Annotated in this window: 11 protein-coding genes; 3 read left to right on the forward strand and 8 right to left on the reverse strand. The window is 45.5% G+C overall.

The genetic code is table 11. The annotated features are described in order from the left end of the window. Positions 1-593: 593 nt before the first annotated feature. The 6 genes from FHS86_RS14835 to FHS86_RS14860 form a co-directional block, all read right to left on the reverse strand. Positions 594-1,046, reverse strand: a complete 453-nt coding sequence (locus FHS86_RS14835) for a hypothetical protein (RefSeq protein ID WP_429415317.1) — start codon at positions 1,044-1,046, stop codon at positions 594-596. A gap of 164 nt (positions 1,047-1,210) precedes the next feature. Beyond that, a complete protein-coding gene (locus FHS86_RS14840) occupies positions 1,211-1,342 on the reverse strand; it encodes a FeoB-associated Cys-rich membrane protein (RefSeq protein WP_429415320.1) in 132 nt (43 codons plus the stop codon). A gap of 25 nt (positions 1,343-1,367) precedes the next feature. Further along, the gene (feoB, locus tag FHS86_RS14845; protein ID WP_429415323.1) at positions 1,368-3,455 is read right to left on the reverse strand and encodes a ferrous iron transport protein B; all 2,088 of its coding nucleotides are present in this window, start codon (positions 3,453-3,455) and stop codon (positions 1,368-1,370) included. Between the two features lie 3 nt (positions 3,456-3,458). After that, a complete protein-coding gene (locus tag FHS86_RS14850) occupies positions 3,459-3,689 on the reverse strand; it encodes a FeoA family protein (protein WP_429415326.1) in 231 nt (76 codons plus the stop codon). Between the two features lie 132 nt (positions 3,690-3,821). Next, positions 3,822-4,373, reverse strand: coding sequence for a helix-turn-helix domain-containing protein (locus tag FHS86_RS14855; protein ID WP_429415329.1), 552 nt, complete (start codon positions 4,371-4,373; stop codon positions 3,822-3,824). Between the two features lie 166 nt (positions 4,374-4,539). Further along, positions 4,540-7,248, reverse strand: coding sequence for a 4-alpha-glucanotransferase (locus tag FHS86_RS14860; protein ID WP_429415332.1), 2,709 nt, complete (start codon positions 7,246-7,248; stop codon positions 4,540-4,542). 435 nt (positions 7,249-7,683) lie between these two features. Here FHS86_RS14860 and pheT point away from each other — a divergent pair, with 435 nt between their 5' ends. Continuing rightward, positions 7,684-10,140 (forward strand): phenylalanine--tRNA ligase subunit beta, encoded by a 2,457-nt coding sequence (pheT, locus tag FHS86_RS14865; RefSeq protein WP_429415335.1) that lies wholly within the window; start codon positions 7,684-7,686, stop codon positions 10,138-10,140. Positions 10,141-10,208: 68 nt separating this feature from the next. Here the strand turns inward: pheT and FHS86_RS14870 are convergent, their stop codons facing one another. Then, positions 10,209-11,393 carry a PSP1 domain-containing protein gene (locus tag FHS86_RS14870; protein ID WP_429415338.1) on the reverse strand — a complete coding sequence of 395 codons (1,185 nt, stop codon included), beginning with the start codon at positions 11,391-11,393 and terminating at the stop codon, positions 10,209-10,211. A 225-nt stretch (positions 11,394-11,618) separates the two neighbouring features. After that, on the reverse strand, positions 11,619-12,554 hold the full coding sequence (locus FHS86_RS14875) for a sensor histidine kinase (RefSeq protein WP_429415341.1): 936 nt from the start codon (positions 12,552-12,554) through the stop codon (positions 11,619-11,621). A 403-nt stretch (positions 12,555-12,957) separates the two neighbouring features. Here FHS86_RS14875 and FHS86_RS14880 point away from each other — a divergent pair, with 403 nt between their 5' ends. Both FHS86_RS14880 and FHS86_RS14885 read left to right on the forward strand, forming a co-directional pair. After that, positions 12,958-15,375, forward strand: coding sequence for an alpha-ketoacid dehydrogenase subunit alpha/beta (locus FHS86_RS14880; protein ID WP_429415344.1), 2,418 nt, complete (start codon positions 12,958-12,960; stop codon positions 15,373-15,375). Positions 15,376-15,543: 168 nt separating this feature from the next. After that, complete coding sequence (locus FHS86_RS14885) at positions 15,544-17,106, forward strand: carboxyl transferase domain-containing protein (protein WP_429415347.1); 1,563 nt, start codon at positions 15,544-15,546, stop codon at positions 17,104-17,106. Positions 17,107-17,111 lie beyond the last annotated feature (5 nt).

Consider the following 17,111-nt stretch of genomic DNA (forward strand, 5'->3'; position numbering starts at 1 on the left):
TGCTTTCAACCCTTTTCTATTGTGTCTTTTTTTGAGTTCCTTAGTACCTGAGTGCATAAGTTCATAAGAACGCCATTGCAAAGATTTCCATTCCGTGCTAAGGTGATGACAATTGCTTTCCATCGCTTCCAATTGCTTCCCATTGCTTTCAACCCTTTTCTATTGTGTCTTTTTTTGAGTTCCTTAGTACCTGAGTGCATAAGTTCATAAGAACGCCATTGCAAAGATTTCCATTCCGTGCAAAGGTGATGACAATTGCTTTCCATCGCTTCCAATTGCTTCCCATTGCTTTCAACCCTATTCTATTGTGTCCTATTGTTTCTATTGTGGTTTTTTTTTTGAGTTCCTGGTGTATAAGAATGCCAGTTGCGATCAATCTTATTAGCACAGCAGACACACAACTGTCTTCTATTGCTTTCCATCGTTTTCTATTAGGGTTCTTGTTTATTGCAGTGTCGGGAGGCGCGAGCTCCGACTCGCGCATTTATTAGGTTTACAGGCAAGCATGACAGCTTCCTCTTTTTCAATTAGTCACTGGTAATATTCGGATTTTGTTCGGCGAGTCGGAGCTCGCCGCTCCCGATGGTATTTTGTTATGAAATGAAGCCGCTGAAGTCAGTGAGAAAGCTGTAAAACAAGGATGGCAGGATAAAAAACAAGGGGAGCGGCTTAACATCCCCGGGTAGCAAGATAAAATCCTCGGGGAGCAAGATAAAAAACAAGAATTTCAGGCTAAAATCCTCGGGGATCGGCTTAACATCCTCGGGGAGCAAGATAAAATCCTTGGTTAGCAAGATAAAAAACAAGGATTTCAGGCTAAAAAACAAGGGGAGCGGCTTAACATCCCCGGGTAGCAAGATAAAATCCTTGGGGAGCAAGAAGAAAAACAAGGATTTCAGGCTAAAAAACAAGGGGATCGGCTTGACATCCTCGGGTAGCAAGATAAAATCCTTGGTTAGCAAGATAAAAAACAAGGATTTCAGGCTAAAATCCTCGGGGATCGGCTTAACATCCTCAGGTAGCAAGATAAAATCCTTGGTTAGCAAGATAAAAAACAAGGATTTCAGGCTAAAATCCTCGGGGAGCAGCTTAAAATTCCCGGGGAGCAAGATAAAAAACTAAGGTAGCACCTTAACAGCCCGGGGGGCGTAAGAAGAAAAAACTGATTAGAAAGTCAGCTTCGAAGCACCAGTCAAGCTAACCGCTACCTTTAGTGACAACTGCAATCGTTGATGCCACAGGCCGATGCCTTTTTTTTCTTTTTCCAGAAAAACTTGCGAATCAGGTAGCCGACTGCTGTTGCGAGTAAAAGGTAAACCAATAAATCCTGCCAGTTGAACATGGTCGCTTATTTTTATTGTTGATCATTATTTTAATAACTGATAGGCCGCCAGTGCGACCACGTAGGCAAAACCACTCATAAAGAAAAGCTGAATCAGGGGCCAGCGCCAGCTGTTGGTTTCGCGTTTTACAATGGCCAGCGTGCTCATGCATTGCATGGCAAAAGCATAAAACAAGAGCAGCGAAATTCCGGTGGCAAAGGTAAACAGGGGCTTTCCGGTATGGCTGTTGATGTCGGTACTCATTTTTTCCTTAATGGTGGCTGCTTCATCGCTGCCAACACTGTAAATGGTGGCCAGTGTTCCTACAAAAACTTCGCGGGCTGCAAATGAGGTAATCAGTCCGATACCCAGCTTCCAGTCGTAACCCAGGGGAGCAATGGCGGGTTCAATGGAATGTCCCAGAATGCCAATGTACGAATGTTTCAGGCGCCATGAATTGACGGCAATGTCGAGCTCTTCGGCATTTAATTGTTCGCTTTCGGCTTGTGCTGTTACAATTTGTTCAGCATTTCTGAAATTCTCACCGGGACCATTCGATGCCAGGAACCATAATACGATCGAAATGGCCAGTATGATGCGACCGGCACCCCAAACAAAACTTTTGGTTTTTTCAACTACGGTAATCAGCACGTTTTTGGGCAGTGGCATTTTATAAGCCGGCATTTCCATGAAAAAGAAGGAGCGATTGCTCATTTTTAATAGCTTATTCAGCACGTAAGCCGAAGCAATGGCCATCAAAAAGCCCAGCAGGTAAAGCATCATCAGCGTGAGCCCCTGCAGGTTGAAGCCCATGAAACTTTGATCGGGAATTACCAGCGCAATGATGATGAGGTACACCGGCAACCTGGCCGAACAGGTAATAAAAGGAGTCACCAGGATGGTGATGAGCCGTTCTTTCCAGTTCTCGATGGTGCGGGTGGCCATGATGGCCGGAATGGCGCAGGCGGTTCCCGAAATAAGGGGCACCACACTTTTCCCGTTGAGCCCAAAGCGCCGCATGATGCGGTCCATCAGGAAAACAACGCGGCTCATGTAGCCACTTTCTTCCAGTATGGAAATGAACAGAAATAAAAAGGCGATTTGGGGAATAAAAATAACCACGCCGCCGATTCCCGGAATAATGCCCTCGGCCAGCAAACTGGTAAAGGTTCCCTCGGGCATTGTGTTGTTAACTGTTGCGCTGAGGGTGGCAAATAACTGGTCGATCCAGTCCATGGGATAACTGCTCCAGTTATAGATCGACTGGAATACCAGCAGCATGATCAGGAAAAAAATAAGGTAACCACCAATGCGGTGCGTCAGTATGCGGTCGGCCATCGCTCTCAGGCCTTTGGCCGCTGCCGGATCGATTTTTAGCCCCTGTTTCAGCACCTTGTTGATTAGCAGGTAGCGCTGTATGGTTTCTTTTTGCTGTAAACGTTGAAAGTCTGCTTCACTGAGTCTGAACCCCGCTTCATCGTTTTGCTTTTCGTCTTTTGCTGTTTTCTGTTTGAGGATGCTTTCGAGCCACAGATCGTAGAGATTACGCTGCGGATCAGTAGCCTGGAGCTGGCTGAAAACTGCCTGGTCGATTTTTGAAAAATCGGTGAGCGCTGCTTTGGGAAGCATGTGGTAGTCGACAAGCAGCGATTTCAACTCGTCGATCCCCGTTGCTTTGCGGGCACTCACCATCGCCACCCGGGTTTGAAACTGCGTTTCGAGTACTGCGGTGTCGATGCTGATTCCCTTGCGCTTCATCCGGTCGGCCATGTTGATGACCAGAATAACCGGCAGACAAAGATCTTTCACCTGACTAAACAGCAGCAGGTTGCGTTTCAGGTTTTCGGCATCGGCCACCATGACCACCACATCGGGACGATCGCTGGCCTTGAGCATCAGGTGGTCGACCACAATCTGCTCGTCGGGCGATGCAGCATTTAAGCTGTAGGTGCCGGGCAGATCGATGATGCGCGCCTTGCTGCCATCGGGCAAACGGCAGCTGCCTTCCTTCTTCTCCACGGTAATTCCCGGATAGTTACCCACCTTTTGGTTTAAACCGGTGAGCAGGTTAAATACCGATGTTTTGCCCGTATTGGGATTTCCTATTAATGCGACCTGAATTGTTTTTGCCATAGATTATCCTGCCTGACGAATTTCGATCATTGCTGCTGTTTCACGCCGAATGGCAAAGTGACTTTCGTTCATCAGCAGATAAAACAGATCGTTGAACGGTGAAAGTTGAAGTAGTTGAACTTCACAACCCGGCATACAGCCCAATTCCTGCAGCTTTACCGGTATGTCGGATGTTGAAAAATGCTGTATGATGGCTTTTTCTCCCCTTTTTAAATGCGCGATTGTTCTTTTCATACTGCCAGATAACAACTATTAATTTAGAATGGTTTTAATTAAATGGCAATAATACTTCTTCTGCACTTCTGAATCAATCATCATTTATGATGATTTTTGTAGTGTCGGACGAGAAGTGTTTGACGGTAGTTATTATGCAAACTCGGTCTTTTTCAAATCTAGTTTGGGTTTGTTTAATTTAAGAATCGATTTTCTAACTTTATCACGTGTCTCCGATTGAAGAAAGGTTGGTATGAGAATTTCAAGATCGATTTTCAGAAGACGATGAATGATCACCAGGTCTTTAAGAGTGAATTGTGAAACACCATTGATTAACTCACTCATGTACGATTTGGGATGACCGAGAATTACACCTAAATCCTGTTGAGACAGATCATACTTTTTAAGTCGCTTCCTTATGGTCAGTTTGCGTTGATGGATGAACTGCTGTTCATTGGCTACAAGTTCCTCTGCATTTTCCAGCTCTGTTAGTTTTGAGTCAGTGAGCTTGTCAAAGTCAGACCATTCACGGTCTTCGTATTCCTTTATTAAATCACGAAGCTTTTTCCTGAGCGGAAGCAAATCGGGACTTTCATTCATCATTAATCTTAATTTGCGCTCAAGTAGTGATGCCTTTTTCAGATCGTATTCGTTCTCTAATTTTTTAATTTTTAATATGTCATTTATGTTTTGAAAGTCTTTCATCATTTTTTCGTTATATCCAGTTATTTGCCTTCAACCATTTTCTGATTACATTCCTGTTATTTTTGAAAGTTTGTTCCTATTCATCATGACTGCCAGCCCAAACAATCGTTGCTTCACCGTTATCTTCAAATTCAATCAGAACAAGCTGACTTTTTTACCCACTTACTTACAGGGCCTGATTGCGTCCGCTGCGTTTCAACATGTTGAGCAGCATCTGGTTGAATTCGCCTGCATTCAGTAATTCTTCCATGCTGAGGATCATGCGGTAGCGCCATTTGTTTTTCTCATCGCTTGGTACATTGATCCGCTCCTTGTCGGTTTCGTCCCAGCGGAGCTCGCCGTCCATGGCAATCAGATCCTGAATGGGAAAAATGGTGAGCATGGCCGGAGCGTACAGGTGTTGATTAATGATTTCGATGCAGAGCCAGGGTTCGGCAAAGTAGGGTGCCTGGTCGTTGTGTCCCAGTATGTTGTGGTAGAAGCGCGCCGTTCGATCCCTGTTTTCTTCCCACCAGCCTCTGATGGTCGACATGTCGTGGGTCGATGTGGTGCAAACACTCAGGTAAGGGGCATCGGCCGGATGTCCGAATTCCACTTCCGGATTTTTGGGCATGCGCTGTATTTCAAGGCTAAGAATATTCAGTTCTTTCATCACGCCGGGCACCGAATCGGGCACCATGCCCAAATCCTCACCGCATACAAGCATCTTACTTGCTCCCACAATGGCGGGCAATTTGTTCATGGCTTCGTTGCGCCAGAAACTTTCATGCCTTTTATAAAAGAAATGAATGTACAGCTGGTCGAGTTGTTCCTTGGTGGCAGCATCGAGTTCGCGGTAGGAGTAGGTGCTGTGAAAGGCAATGCGCGGATGGAAGGCATTGTAGCTCGAATAAGGATCGCGGATGAAAAGCACCTCGTCGAGCAGGCTCATCAGTCCATCGCGAATGATTACATTCTTTTCGCTGATGGTTTGTTCTGTGTCGGCGCCTGGGGTGAAATGTTCGTAAATTTTTCGCTGGGTATTCAGGTTTGCTTTCACTTCAAATACGTTGTACTCGGTTTCGGTCAGATAGAGTTGACGAACTTCTTCGGTGTATTCACCAAATATTTCGTGCAGAAAATGTCCTCTGATGTAGGGTTGGGTAAAACGTTCGTGATCGAACCAAATGCCGTAATCGGGGAACTCTTCGAGCAACATGGGCAGGGCCGGTTTAAAGTAGCCCAGCAAGCCATGGATGGCATGTGAAGGGATTTCCCAAATTCTGAAAAAGCCCAGAATGTGGTCGATGCGGTAGGCGTCGAAATATTTGGCCATCATGGCCAGTCGTTTTTTCCACCATGCAAAACCATCGGCAGCCATCACCTCCCAGTTGTAGGTGGGAAAGCCCCAGTTCTGACCCAGCACGGCAAAATCATCGGGCGGGGCACCGGCCTGCCCGTTCAGATGGAACAGTTCGGGCTCGGTCCAGGCCTCGACGCTGTTGGGACTAATGCCAATGGGAATATCACCTTTTAGTGCGATTCCGTTGGCATGGGCATAGTCTACCACTTCGCGCAACTGGCTGTCGAGCTGGTACTGCAAATAATAATGAACGGCAATGTGCCGGTGATGACGGGCTTTGGGATCAGTCAGTTCGTCAATCTTTTTCTGATCGTACTGTGCCCAGCTGTCCCATTCCCTGAAATTGCTGCTTTTGAAACGATCGCGCAGAAAACAGAAAGCCGCATAGGGTTTTAGCCAGTCCTGGTTGGCTTCGAAAAAGGCGCGGTAAGCCTTGGTTCTTTTTACATTCTTCCATTTCTGGTCGAAAATGTGCTTGAAATATTTCGATTTAAAACGGGTCACTTCCACATAATCGACATAGGGCTTGGCATTAAGCAATTCTTTGGTGAGTTCAAACTCATCGTTTAGTTTTTCATCCTCAAGTTTTCCCAAACGCTCCAGGTTGAGGTAAACAGGATGCAGTGCCAGCACCGAGATCGATTTATAGGGGTAGGAATCGAGCCACGAGTGGGTGGCCACTGTTTCGTTAACAGGCAATACCTGAATGACCTTTAAGCCGGTTGCCTTACACCAGTCGACCAGCTTTTTCAGGTCGGGAAATTCACCAATGCCAAAACTTTCATCGGTACGCAATGAAAACACCGGTACGGCAACTCCTGCACCCCGCCAATGGTCGGCCGGATAACGAAATTTCTCATCATTTTGGAAATGAACGATCTTCGAAGGCGTTTTATCGACATAAAAAAGTTGTCGCTCGTCCCCTTCTTCCCAATGAGTAATTTTTCTGCCCGACTGATCAATCAGTAAATATTTGTAGCTCAGCGGAAACTGTATCTTGCTCATATCGATTACCGCCCTCCAAACAGGGAAGTCAGCTGCATTCATCAGCAGGGGTTTTTTCCAGTTTCCCAGTTCGGGCGCATTGCCGGTAATAGCCAGCTGGCTTCCTTTGGGTACCCTGGGCGCCCGAAGCTGAAAGACCAGGGCCTTATCGGGTAGGGGAGTTGCCTCGCTGCCTTCGTTGGGATGTGGCATCAGGGCCTCGCTGAAAAGCTTTGAAAAATACACACTGTCGGCTTCAGCCTGCGGACGCCAGTAATCTCTTATTTCAACATGATGGGCGGTATCGACGCTGTACTGTCGGTTGGCTCCGGCTTCCCAGTAAGCCTTGTGATGTGACTTCAGGAAGTATTTGTATTCGAAATTTTTTTGTTTTTTAAAATTGAGCACAGCTTCCCATTCTCCTTTGCCATTGAAAACCATGGGGTAGGCCAGTTCCTTGTCCCAATTTCCCAATCCTTTGATCGATCCGGCAATCCAGATGCTTTCTCCCCACTGCGTATGATAATTGATTCTGAATGTGACTTTCATAATTCTTCCCTTTTTATGATCGGTGTTGCTTCTGCTGGTAAGAAGTTCGTATATATTCTTCAGAAAAAAAATGCCTGACGGCAATTAATTTCAATTTGCAAAGCGCTTTTCTTTTTAATTAACACTTTTTCCCCTTTTTATATTCTTTATGTTCAAAAGAGAGCGGGTAAAGTTAGAAATGAATGCTTCAAAGAAATCTGGTATCCGTCAGCTTATGTGTTTTTGTTAAGTTGTTGAAAGCTTATCACAATATTTGCATCGTCTTTTTTCTTTTTGTTTGACCAAAGAGGCTATTTTGCTACTTTTGTCCATCTTCCAAAAAAGAAGATACAACAGCATAGAAGCCATTCAATATGAATGCGCTTCGCTGTTTAACAATGATGATCACACACGGTTGGTGAGCTACCGGCCGGTAACTTTAATATTTGAATTGATATGAATATTGCTTATTCGTGGTTAAAAGAATACATCGATATTGACTTAAAACCTCAGGAGGTGGGTGATATACTGACCCAAACCGGCCTCGAAGTGGGAAGTATTGAGGAAGTAGAAAGCATCAAAGGTGGCTTGCGCGGACTCGTAATCGGAGAAGTAAAAAGCTGTAAAGCGCATCCCGATTCCGATCATTTGAGTATTACCACGGTCGATGTGGGTACTGGCGAACTGCTTCCCATCGTTTGCGGGGCGCCCAATGTGGCTGCCGGTCAAAAGGTGGTGGTGGCCACCGTTGGAACCATCCTGTACGATGGCGAGAAGGAATTCAAAATCAAGAAATCAAAAATAAGGGGTGAAGTGTCCGAGGGCATGATTTGTGCCGAAGATGAAATTGGCCTGGGAAGCAGTCACGACGGCATCATGGTGCTCAAAGCCGATGCCCGGACAGGAATGCCGGCAGCTGAATATTTTAAAGTCGAAAGTGACTACATCATTGAAGTAGACCTTACGCCCAACCGGATCGACGGAGCTTCGCACATTGGTGTAGCCCGCGATTTGGCTGCTTTTTTGAAGCAAAAACAGGAAATTGCCTACCATCGTCCGTCGGTCGACGCTTTTTCCGTCGACAATAACAAGCTCCCCATTGGTGTTGAAATTGCAAATCCCGAAGCCTGTCATCGTTATGCAGGTTTAACTATTTCAGACATCGAAATCAAGGATTCGCCCGAATGGCTGCAAAACCGCTTGCGTAGCATCGGACTGAGTCCCATCAACAATGTGGTGGATGTAACCAATTTCGTACTGTTTGAAACCGGACAGCCCCTGCATGCATTCGATGCTGCTCACATTAAAGGCAATAAAGTAGTAGTTAGTACGCTTAATGCCGGAACAAAATTTACGACCCTCGACGAGGTTGAACGCGAACTGCATCCCGACGATCTGATGATTTGCAATGGTGCTGTTGAGCCCATGTGTATTGGTGGTGTTTTTGGCGGGGCCGAATCGGGAGTAAAAGAAAGTACCACTGCGGTCTTTCTCGAAAGTGCCTGGTTCGATCCTGTTTACATTCGCAAAACAGCCCGCCGTCATGGATTGAACACCGATGCCAGTTTTCGTTTCGAACGCGGTACCGATCCCAACGGAGTTATTTATGCGCTGAAACGTGCAGCCCTATTAATCAAGGAAGTGGCAGGCGGAAGCATCTCGTCCGAAATTGTCGATATTTATCCTGAACCGGCTCAGCCCTTTGAGGTAGAAGTGAGCTTGTCGAATGTGAAACGTTTAATCGGAGTTGAAATTCCGGTAGCGCAGATCAAATCGATACTCGAAGCACTCGAGATGGAAGTGAGCAATGCTGGCGAAGGAAGGCTGAAAGTCAAGGTGCCACCGTATCGGGTTGATGTGCAGCGTGAAGCCGATGTGATTGAAGAAATCCTACGGATCTATGGTTACAATAATGTACAGCCTGAGCAACATGTTAATTCCACCATTCAATATGCTCCCAAACCAAATCCGGAGAAAGTAAAGAATCAGATTTCCGATTATCTGGCTTCCAACGGTTTTAACGAGTTGTGGTCGAATTCGCTGACCAAAGCGGGCTATTACAATCAGGGTGATGAAGCAGCGCAAAAAGAAACAGTTGAGATTTTCAATCCCTTAAGTCAGGATTTGGGTGTAATGCGCAAAACACTGCTGTTTGGCGGGCTCGAAGCCATTGCACGAAACATCAAGTTCCAGCAAAGCGACCTGAAGCTGTTTGAATTTGGAAATACTTATTTCAGAACAGATAAGACAAATGTTGAAAGTCCGGCTGACCGTTACCATGAAAATTTCAGACTGGGGCTTTTTGTAACAGGAAACAAGGATGCTGAGAACTGGACTTCCCCCGCAACGCTTAGCAATTTCTTTGTTTTGAAAAGTTATGTTGAGAATATATTACAACGACTCGGTTTTACTGTTGATCGTCTAAAAGTGGAAGCACATTCAGGCACATTCATCGATGAAGGTTTATCGTACCAGCGGGGTGATGGTAAAATTATTGTTGAATTGGGCTACGTAAAAGCAGAACTGCTTAAAGCGGCTGATATTGAACAGGAAGTATTTTATGCCGACTTTGACTGGGACTTTGTGATGCAGCAAACAGGAAAGCATCAACCGGTATTTAATGAACTGCCGCGCTTCCCGGCTGTACGACGCGATCTGGCCTTGCTCGTCGATGAGCAGGTTTCGTTTGCACAGTTGAAAGCCATTGCCATGAAAACCGAACGAAAATTATTGCGCTCGGTCGACATTTTCGATGTTTATAAAGGTGATAAGCTTCCAGGCGGTAAAAAGTCGTATGCCCTGAGCTTCATCCTTCGCGACGATGAAAAAACACTGAATGATAAGTTGATTGATAAAACCATGCAACGTTTTATTCAGGCATTTGAAAGGGAAGCAGGAGCAAGTTTGCGCTAGAAATAAATGAACCATATAAGAAAAAGCCTGATCATTGTATTTGATCAGGCTTTTTTAGTACTGCTTATTTACTGTTTTTGTTCTTTCTTTTTGAAGTTTCGCTTCTTTCTTCGCTTATCATTCTGATGGTTGGTATTTCCTGAACCGCTTGTTTCATTTTTGAAGTTTCTGTTGCGTTTGTTTCGTGGCTTTCTTCTCCGGCTGATGGTTTTTTCATCGGAAGTCAGGTTTTGATTAAACATGTTCTTCCCTTTGCTTTCCAATGAACCATCGGGATCGAGCAGTGCAGCCAGTTCAGGCTTTTTGCCCCGCTTGTTTTGATTGATGATTTCTTTTACCTTGTCGATGTTCAGTACAAAATTCTGTCGCACTTTGTCACTCTCTACACTGTACCAGATTTGCCGCTGAAGAATGTCGATCTTGAATTGTTTGGCCAGGCCGGCACTGGTTTCGAGATCGAGCAGTTCGGTGGGAAATTCCTCCTGTGCCTCAAGATAAGTATCAAGTTCGTACATCAGGCAGCATTTGAGTTTTCCGCAACGGCCAGTCAGTTTTTCTGCATTGGGAGAGAGTCCCTGTCGTGTGGCCATGTGTGCTGTAATGCTCGAGAAATCGGTTCTCCAGCTGGAACAGCACAACTCCCGTCCGCATGAACCAATGCCGCCAATAAGCGCTGCTTCCTGACGGGCTCCAATTTGTTTCATTTCAATTTTAATCTGAAATTCACGGGCATACACCTTAATCAGTTCCCTGAAATCGACCCTGCCTTCGGCAATGTAATAGAAGATGGCTTTATTGCCATCGCCCCTGAATTCAACATCTCCGATTTTCATGTCGAGCCCCAGCCCGTCGGCCACCTGTCGGGCCCTGATCATTACCGGCTTTTCACGTTTTTGGGCTTCTTTCCATCGTTCAGTGTCGCGTTCGCGTGCAATGCGGTAAACATTGAACCATTGGTAGCGGTTTTTTGCTTTGATTTTCCTGTTAAACTGTTTTTCAGCCAGTTTGCCGGTTAGCGACACCACGCCCACGTCGTGACCTCCATTGGATGCAAGCACCACAATGTCGCCTCGCTTCAAAGGCAGTTCGTTTTCATTTTTGAAAAACTCTTTTCTGGTACCTTTAAATCGTACTTCAATGATATTGCTTAGATGGGAGGTGTCGGGCAGATCGTCGAGCCAGTCGTAGGTATTTAACATCTCCGATCTTGATTCGGTATCGCTTTTATTTAGAGAACATCCTGTACAACTCATGTGTTTGTTTATTTAGAATAATTAAAAACAAAACTAGCAATTATCTCACAATAACAAATTGCGTTCATGAGCTGTTCATTGAACAGAACGGGGGTGGTATTTGGTAAAAGGCAGTTTGTCAGTTGTTTGTCTTAGAATGGGCAGCATGAAAAAAAGACAAAAGAGTATATTTATACTTTGAACAGGCATTCAGGATGAAAAAATTGCAGTAAATGCTCAAAGACATCAGGCACTAATACGCTGTAATTTACTTGCCTTTTTAAGGTTTACGATAAAAGTTGAACCTTTGCCTTTGCCTTCGGAAAGAGCTTTAACAGTACCCTGCATTTTTTCTGCCATCGATTTTACGAGATACAAACCCAGTCCTGAAGAGTCTTCCCCCCCTGTTGGGCGGGCACTTAATTTGGCATATTGACCAAATACCTTTTTGAGATCGTCAGGACTCATTCCCAGTCCTTCGTCTTTGACAAGAAAGCTGATTTCGTCCGGATTGTTTTGTGCGGCAATGGTGATGGTGGTATTGGGTAACGAATACTTAATGGCATTGCTGATCAGGTTGCTAAAAATGCTTTCAAGTCCGTCCCGCTCAAAAAGTACTTCCGACTGAAGTTCTTCTTCGTGCAGCTCTATGTGGATGTTCTTTTCAATGGCCAGAATGTGATGTTTTTCGACCACTTCTTTGATTAACTGAAGGGGGGAACCATTTTGCAGCGTCTCATAATTCTTATCGGCAAGCAGTTTAGCGTTGTCCAGAATACAGCAAATCCGGTTCAGCATGGCCGACGAACTTTTCCGAACGGAAGAAAGCAAGTCCCGATGGCCGGGTTCAACTTCGGTGAGTTCACTTTCAAGTAATTCGGAAATCATATTAATGGCAGCAACAGGCGATCGCAGATCGTGTACCACATTGGCAATGTATTGTTGAAAATTTTCCTGCTTTCGTTCAATATCCAGTTTACGCTGATGTAGTTTTTGCTTCAGCTGATAGATTTTTGAAGCAAGCGTTCCAATAATGGCTCCTGCAAGCAGTGCCATGGCATAAATTATTAGCGACAACGATTGTTGTATTTGCCTTGGCAATATCACAAAAGCGATCAGGCTCGTGCAAATCAGAATGCCTGAGTTGATAAAAGTGACTGATACAATTTGCTTCTTTTCCATTTTATCCGATGTTGTCTTTCACCGGTTGTTTTTCGACTCCCCACAGTAAGAAAAGAGGCTTAACTTCATAAGTATATTCCCTAAAACGGGAAAAGGTTACCCTCTTTTTCAATTTTTTTTACACCTGTAAGTAGAAATTATATTGATAAGTGGAAGTAATGATCATTTATTGAGTGGAATAGAGTGAATGTGATGGGTGATTTCCCATGCTTATTTAGAATTTTTTTAAGAAAGTTTTTGAAGTTGAATTGGGCAAAGCTTTCCTTCTGGCAATAGTTTGTTGAAAACTATACAAAAATCAGCCGCAAACAAATCAGCCGCAACCGTGTTTAATGTGTGGAAATTATGACAAAATAGTCTTTAATCTGGATTGGCTTTGATTTAACATTTAAAGCAGCATTCAATGTATGTAGAAAAAGTGAAAAATGTAGCTACCCCCCGGCTCAGCAAAAAGGAATTATTAAACGATTATTATATTGCTTATCTGAGTCGTCAGTTAAGTCTGATGGGCCGAAGGGAAGTGCACAATGGCAGGGCACATTTTGGAATTTTCGGCGATGGCAAAGAAGTAGCTCAGGTTGCTCTTGCCAAAACCTTCAGAAAAGGAGATTGGCGTTCGGGTTATTATCGCGATCAAACCTTTATGCTGGCATTGGGCTTACTGGAACCTGAGGAGTTTTTTGCCATGATTTACGGCGATACCGATGTGAGTTTTAATCCTTCAACCGGCGGACGAAATTTCAACAACCATTATTGCACCCGTAATATCGATGCCGATGGCAAGATTGACAACACCTTACAACGCTACAATTCAGCGTCCGATATTTCTTCTACGGCAGGGCAAATGCCACGCTTGCTGGGGTTGGCTCAGGCTTCAAAACTGGCCAGGGATGATGCCCGTTTGCGTAAAGCCAATGCAGGAAATGTGAGTGGAAACGAAGTGGCTTTTGGTTCGATTGGCGATGCGAGTACTTCGGAGGGCATGTTTTTCGAAACCATCAATGCGGCTGCAGTAATGCAGGTGCCGCTAGCAGTGACGGTTTACGACGATGGATACGGCATCAGTGTCCCCATTGAATTACAAACGGCAAAATCGAGCATATCGAAAGCCTTAAAGGGTTTTGAGAAAACGAAAGAAGATCAGGGCATACTCATATATCATTGTCATGGCTGGGATTATGCGACCATGGTTGAAAGCTTTGCCGAAGGAATCGATCGCTGTCGGAAAGAGCATGTTCCTGTGCTTTTTCACATCGATGAACTGACCCAGCCCACCGGTCATTCCACATCGGGTTCTCACGAAAGGTACAAAAGTGCCGAGCGACTTGAATGGGAGGCAGAAATGGATGGTATTGTTCAATTCAGAAAATGGTTGATTGTTTATAATAAAGCCACATTAAATGAAATTGAAGAGGTAGAAAAGGAAGCCAAAAACAGGGCCCGCTCAGCCCGCGATAAAGCCTGGAAAAATTATACTTCTTCCTTCAAAAATGAACGCGATCAGCTCGCTAAGTTGGTTGCTGCCTTCGATCAACAGCTGGAAACCGGCGGTGCTAAAATGGAGGAGCTACAACAAATCGATGAAAAGATTTTTCCTACACGCAGGGCTTTTCTGAGTTTTGCCAAACGCCTGGTGTACGAATTGCACCGCGATAAAAAAGCGCCTGAAATTAAAGCAGCATTGAAAGACTGGGTAGAAGCTTTTGAAGAGCGAAGCAGTCGCTTTTACAATATGCAGCTTCATCGCGAACTGAAGGATGCTGCCACAAAAGTTAAAGCCGTTGAACCTGTTTACAGTAATGAAAGCAGCGAGGTAAACGGTTCGGATGTTATTAATTACAACTTTCACGAACTATTCAAACGACACCCCCGGTTGATTACTTTTGGTGAAGATACGGGCAAGCTGGGCGATGTAAACCAGGGAATGAAAGGAATGCAGGAAAAATTCGGAGAACAGCGCGTTTTCGATACCGGCATTCGTGAAACGACCATCATCGGTCAGGGCATTGGCCTGGCCTTGCGCGGCTTCAGGCCCATTGCCGAAATCCAGTACCTCGACTACCTTATTTATGCCCAGTCTACACTCAGCGACGACCTGGCAACCATGCAGTACCGCACCATGGGCAAACAGGCCGCACCGGTCATTGTGCGTACCCGGGGGCATCAGCTGCAGGGGATCTGGCATGCCGGTTCACCCATGCAATTGCTGCTGGGCTCCCTGCGTGGAATGTACCTTTGTGTTCCCCGCGATATGACACGGGCAGCCGGTTTTTACAATACCCTGCTCGAAGCCAACGATCCGGCGCTGGTCATTGAGCCCCTTAAAGGTTACAACGTGAAGGAAAAACTTCCGGAAAACCTGGGCGGGTTCAGAGTACCGCTGGGAGTACCCGAAGTGCTTGTTGAGGGAAGTGATATCACCATTGTTACTTATGGATGGAACGTCCATCATGTAGAAAAGGCAGCGCAATTACTTGCAGAATACGATATTTCGGCCGAAGTAATCGATGTGCAGACTTTGATGCCCTTTGACCTGCCACAGCTGATCAAAAAGTCGGTGATGAAAACCAATAAGGTGCTTTTTGTCGACGAAGATGTCCCGGGAGGGGCTACAGCCTATATGTTGCAAAAAGCCCTCGATGAACAAAAGATATTCAACTATCTCGATACGGCACCCCGGACACTGCCTGCCATGGAGCATAGGCCGGCCTATGGCATCGACGGGGAATATTTCTCAAAACCCAATGTTGAACGTATTTTTGAAACAGTGTACGGGATGATGCACGATACCGATGTGAAAGCTTTTCCTTCTATTTTTTAAAGTTGAATGAATTGCAATAAAGCCACAAAGTGAACAAGAGTAGTAAGAAGCGTTGTTCACTTTGTGGTTTAATCATGTTTTGAAGACAAAATTTTTGAAGTTTGTATTGAACAAAATGGACAGAAAATGACTTCTATTGTTGTTTTGTTTAAATAAACAATTGGTAAATTGAAACAAATTAAATCAAATATCGATATTGGCAGTGAAGCATTTCGGAATCAGCGTGCGAAATATGAGCTTCTAATCAATGAATTGCGTCAGAATTTTCGTGCTGTTAACGATCGCAGCGAGCAAGGAGCGGTGCTTCGGCATCTTGAACGTGGAAAACTTACGGTTCGTCAACGTATCCGGCTCTTGATCGATGAACATACTCCATTTCTTGAGTTGTCGGCTATGGCTGCAAAAGGCCAGTACGATGATCAGTTTCCTTCGGCTGGTATTGTGACGGGAATCGGGCTGATTCATGGTCGTGAAGTGATGATTGTAGCCAATGATGCCACCGTAAAGGGTGGAACCTATGTTCGTGAAACTGTTAAGAAACATCTCAGGGCGCAGGAGATCGCCTTGCAAAATAATCTGCCCTGTGTGTACCTCGTTGATTCGGGGGGGATTTTTCTGCCTGAACAGGCCAATATTTTTGCCGACCGATTTAATTTTGGTCGTATTTTCCACAATCAGGCAAGCATGTCGGCCCGCGGGATTCCGCAAATTTCGGTGGTAATGGGCTCCTGTACCGCAGGAGGTGCCTACATTCCTGCCATGAGCGATGAGACCATCATTGTTAAAAACCAGGGAACCATTTTTATTGGCGGACCGCCATTGGTGAAGGCAGCTACCGGCGAAGATGTTACCGCCGAGGAACTGGGTGGAGCCCTTGTTCATACTTCGGTTTCGGGTGTGGCCGATCATTTGGCTGAAAACGATGTGGCCGCCCTGAAAAAGTGTCGCGAGTTGTTCGAGACCATTCAACCGGCCCCAAGGCAGGTACTTGAAATGAAGGAAACAGAAGCACCGGCTTATCCTCTTGAAGAGCTGTATGCCCTGGCGCCGGTCGATTTGAAGAAGCCGGTTGATGCCCGCGAAATCATTGCCCGCCTTGTTGACGGAAGCCGATTTAACGAGTTCAAGGAACGATATGGAACTACCATTGTTACCGGTTTTGCCCGCATTGAAGGTTATCCGGTGGGACTGATTGCCAACAACGGCTTTCTGACCACCGAAGCTTCGCTGAAGGCTGCACATTTCATTGAATTGTGTAACTTCAGAAAAATTCCCATGGTGTTTTTGCAGAACATTACCGGCTTTATTGTAGGCAAAAAATACGAGCAGGAAGGCATCGCGCGGGCGGGAGCAAAGCTGATTCATGCCGTGGCTACGGCAAGTGTTCCCAAATTTACCATCGTAACCGGTGGTTCGTATGGTGCCGGAAACTATGCCATGGCAGGCAGAGCTTTCGACCCAAATTTTCTTTTTATGTGGCCCAATGCCAAAATCGGGGTAATGGGCGGAGAACAGGCAGCCGGCGTTTTGCAATCGATCAACAGCAAAACCGGTGGACGTGATCTGATCGAACAGTTTGAAGCCGAAAGCTCGGTGTATTACAGTAGCTCACGCATATGGGACGACGGGATCATCGATCCGGTGGATACCCGCAAGGTATTGGCTTTGTCGATTTCAGTAGCTCTGAATCAGCCTTTTGCAGAACCCAAAACCGGCATTTACCGGATGTAATCAGA

The organism is Roseimarinus sediminis (assembly GCF_050433125.1).
GTDB classification, from domain to species: domain Bacteria; phylum Bacteroidota; class Bacteroidia; order Bacteroidales; family Prolixibacteraceae; genus Roseimarinus; species Roseimarinus sediminis.

What these genes read in the sequence shown, in the direction of transcription:
- FHS86_RS14840 (WP_429415320.1), bottom strand. Translation starts at nt 1,342, where the DNA reads ATGTTCAACTGGCAGGATTTATTGGTTTACCTTTTACTCGCAACAGCA.
- feoB (WP_429415323.1), bottom strand. Translation starts at nt 3,455, where the DNA reads ATGGCAAAAACAATTCAGGTCGCATTAATAGGAAATCCCAATACGGGC.
- FHS86_RS14850 (WP_429415326.1), bottom strand. Translation starts at nt 3,689, where the DNA reads ATGAAAAGAACAATCGCGCATTTAAAAAGGGGAGAAAAAGCCATCATA.
- FHS86_RS14855 (WP_429415329.1), bottom strand. Translation starts at nt 4,373, where the DNA reads ATGAAAGACTTTCAAAACATAAATGACATATTAAAAATTAAAAAATTA.
- FHS86_RS14860 (WP_429415332.1), bottom strand. Translation starts at nt 7,248, where the DNA reads ATGAAAGTCACATTCAGAATCAATTATCATACGCAGTGGGGAGAAAGC.
- pheT (WP_429415335.1), top strand. Translation starts at nt 7,684, where the DNA reads ATGAATATTGCTTATTCGTGGTTAAAAGAATACATCGATATTGACTTA.
- FHS86_RS14870 (WP_429415338.1), bottom strand. Translation starts at nt 11,393, where the DNA reads ATGAGTTGTACAGGATGTTCTCTAAATAAAAGCGATACCGAATCAAGA.
- FHS86_RS14875 (WP_429415341.1), bottom strand. Translation starts at nt 12,554, where the DNA reads ATGGAAAAGAAGCAAATTGTATCAGTCACTTTTATCAACTCAGGCATT.
- FHS86_RS14880 (WP_429415344.1), top strand. Translation starts at nt 12,958, where the DNA reads ATGTATGTAGAAAAAGTGAAAAATGTAGCTACCCCCCGGCTCAGCAAA.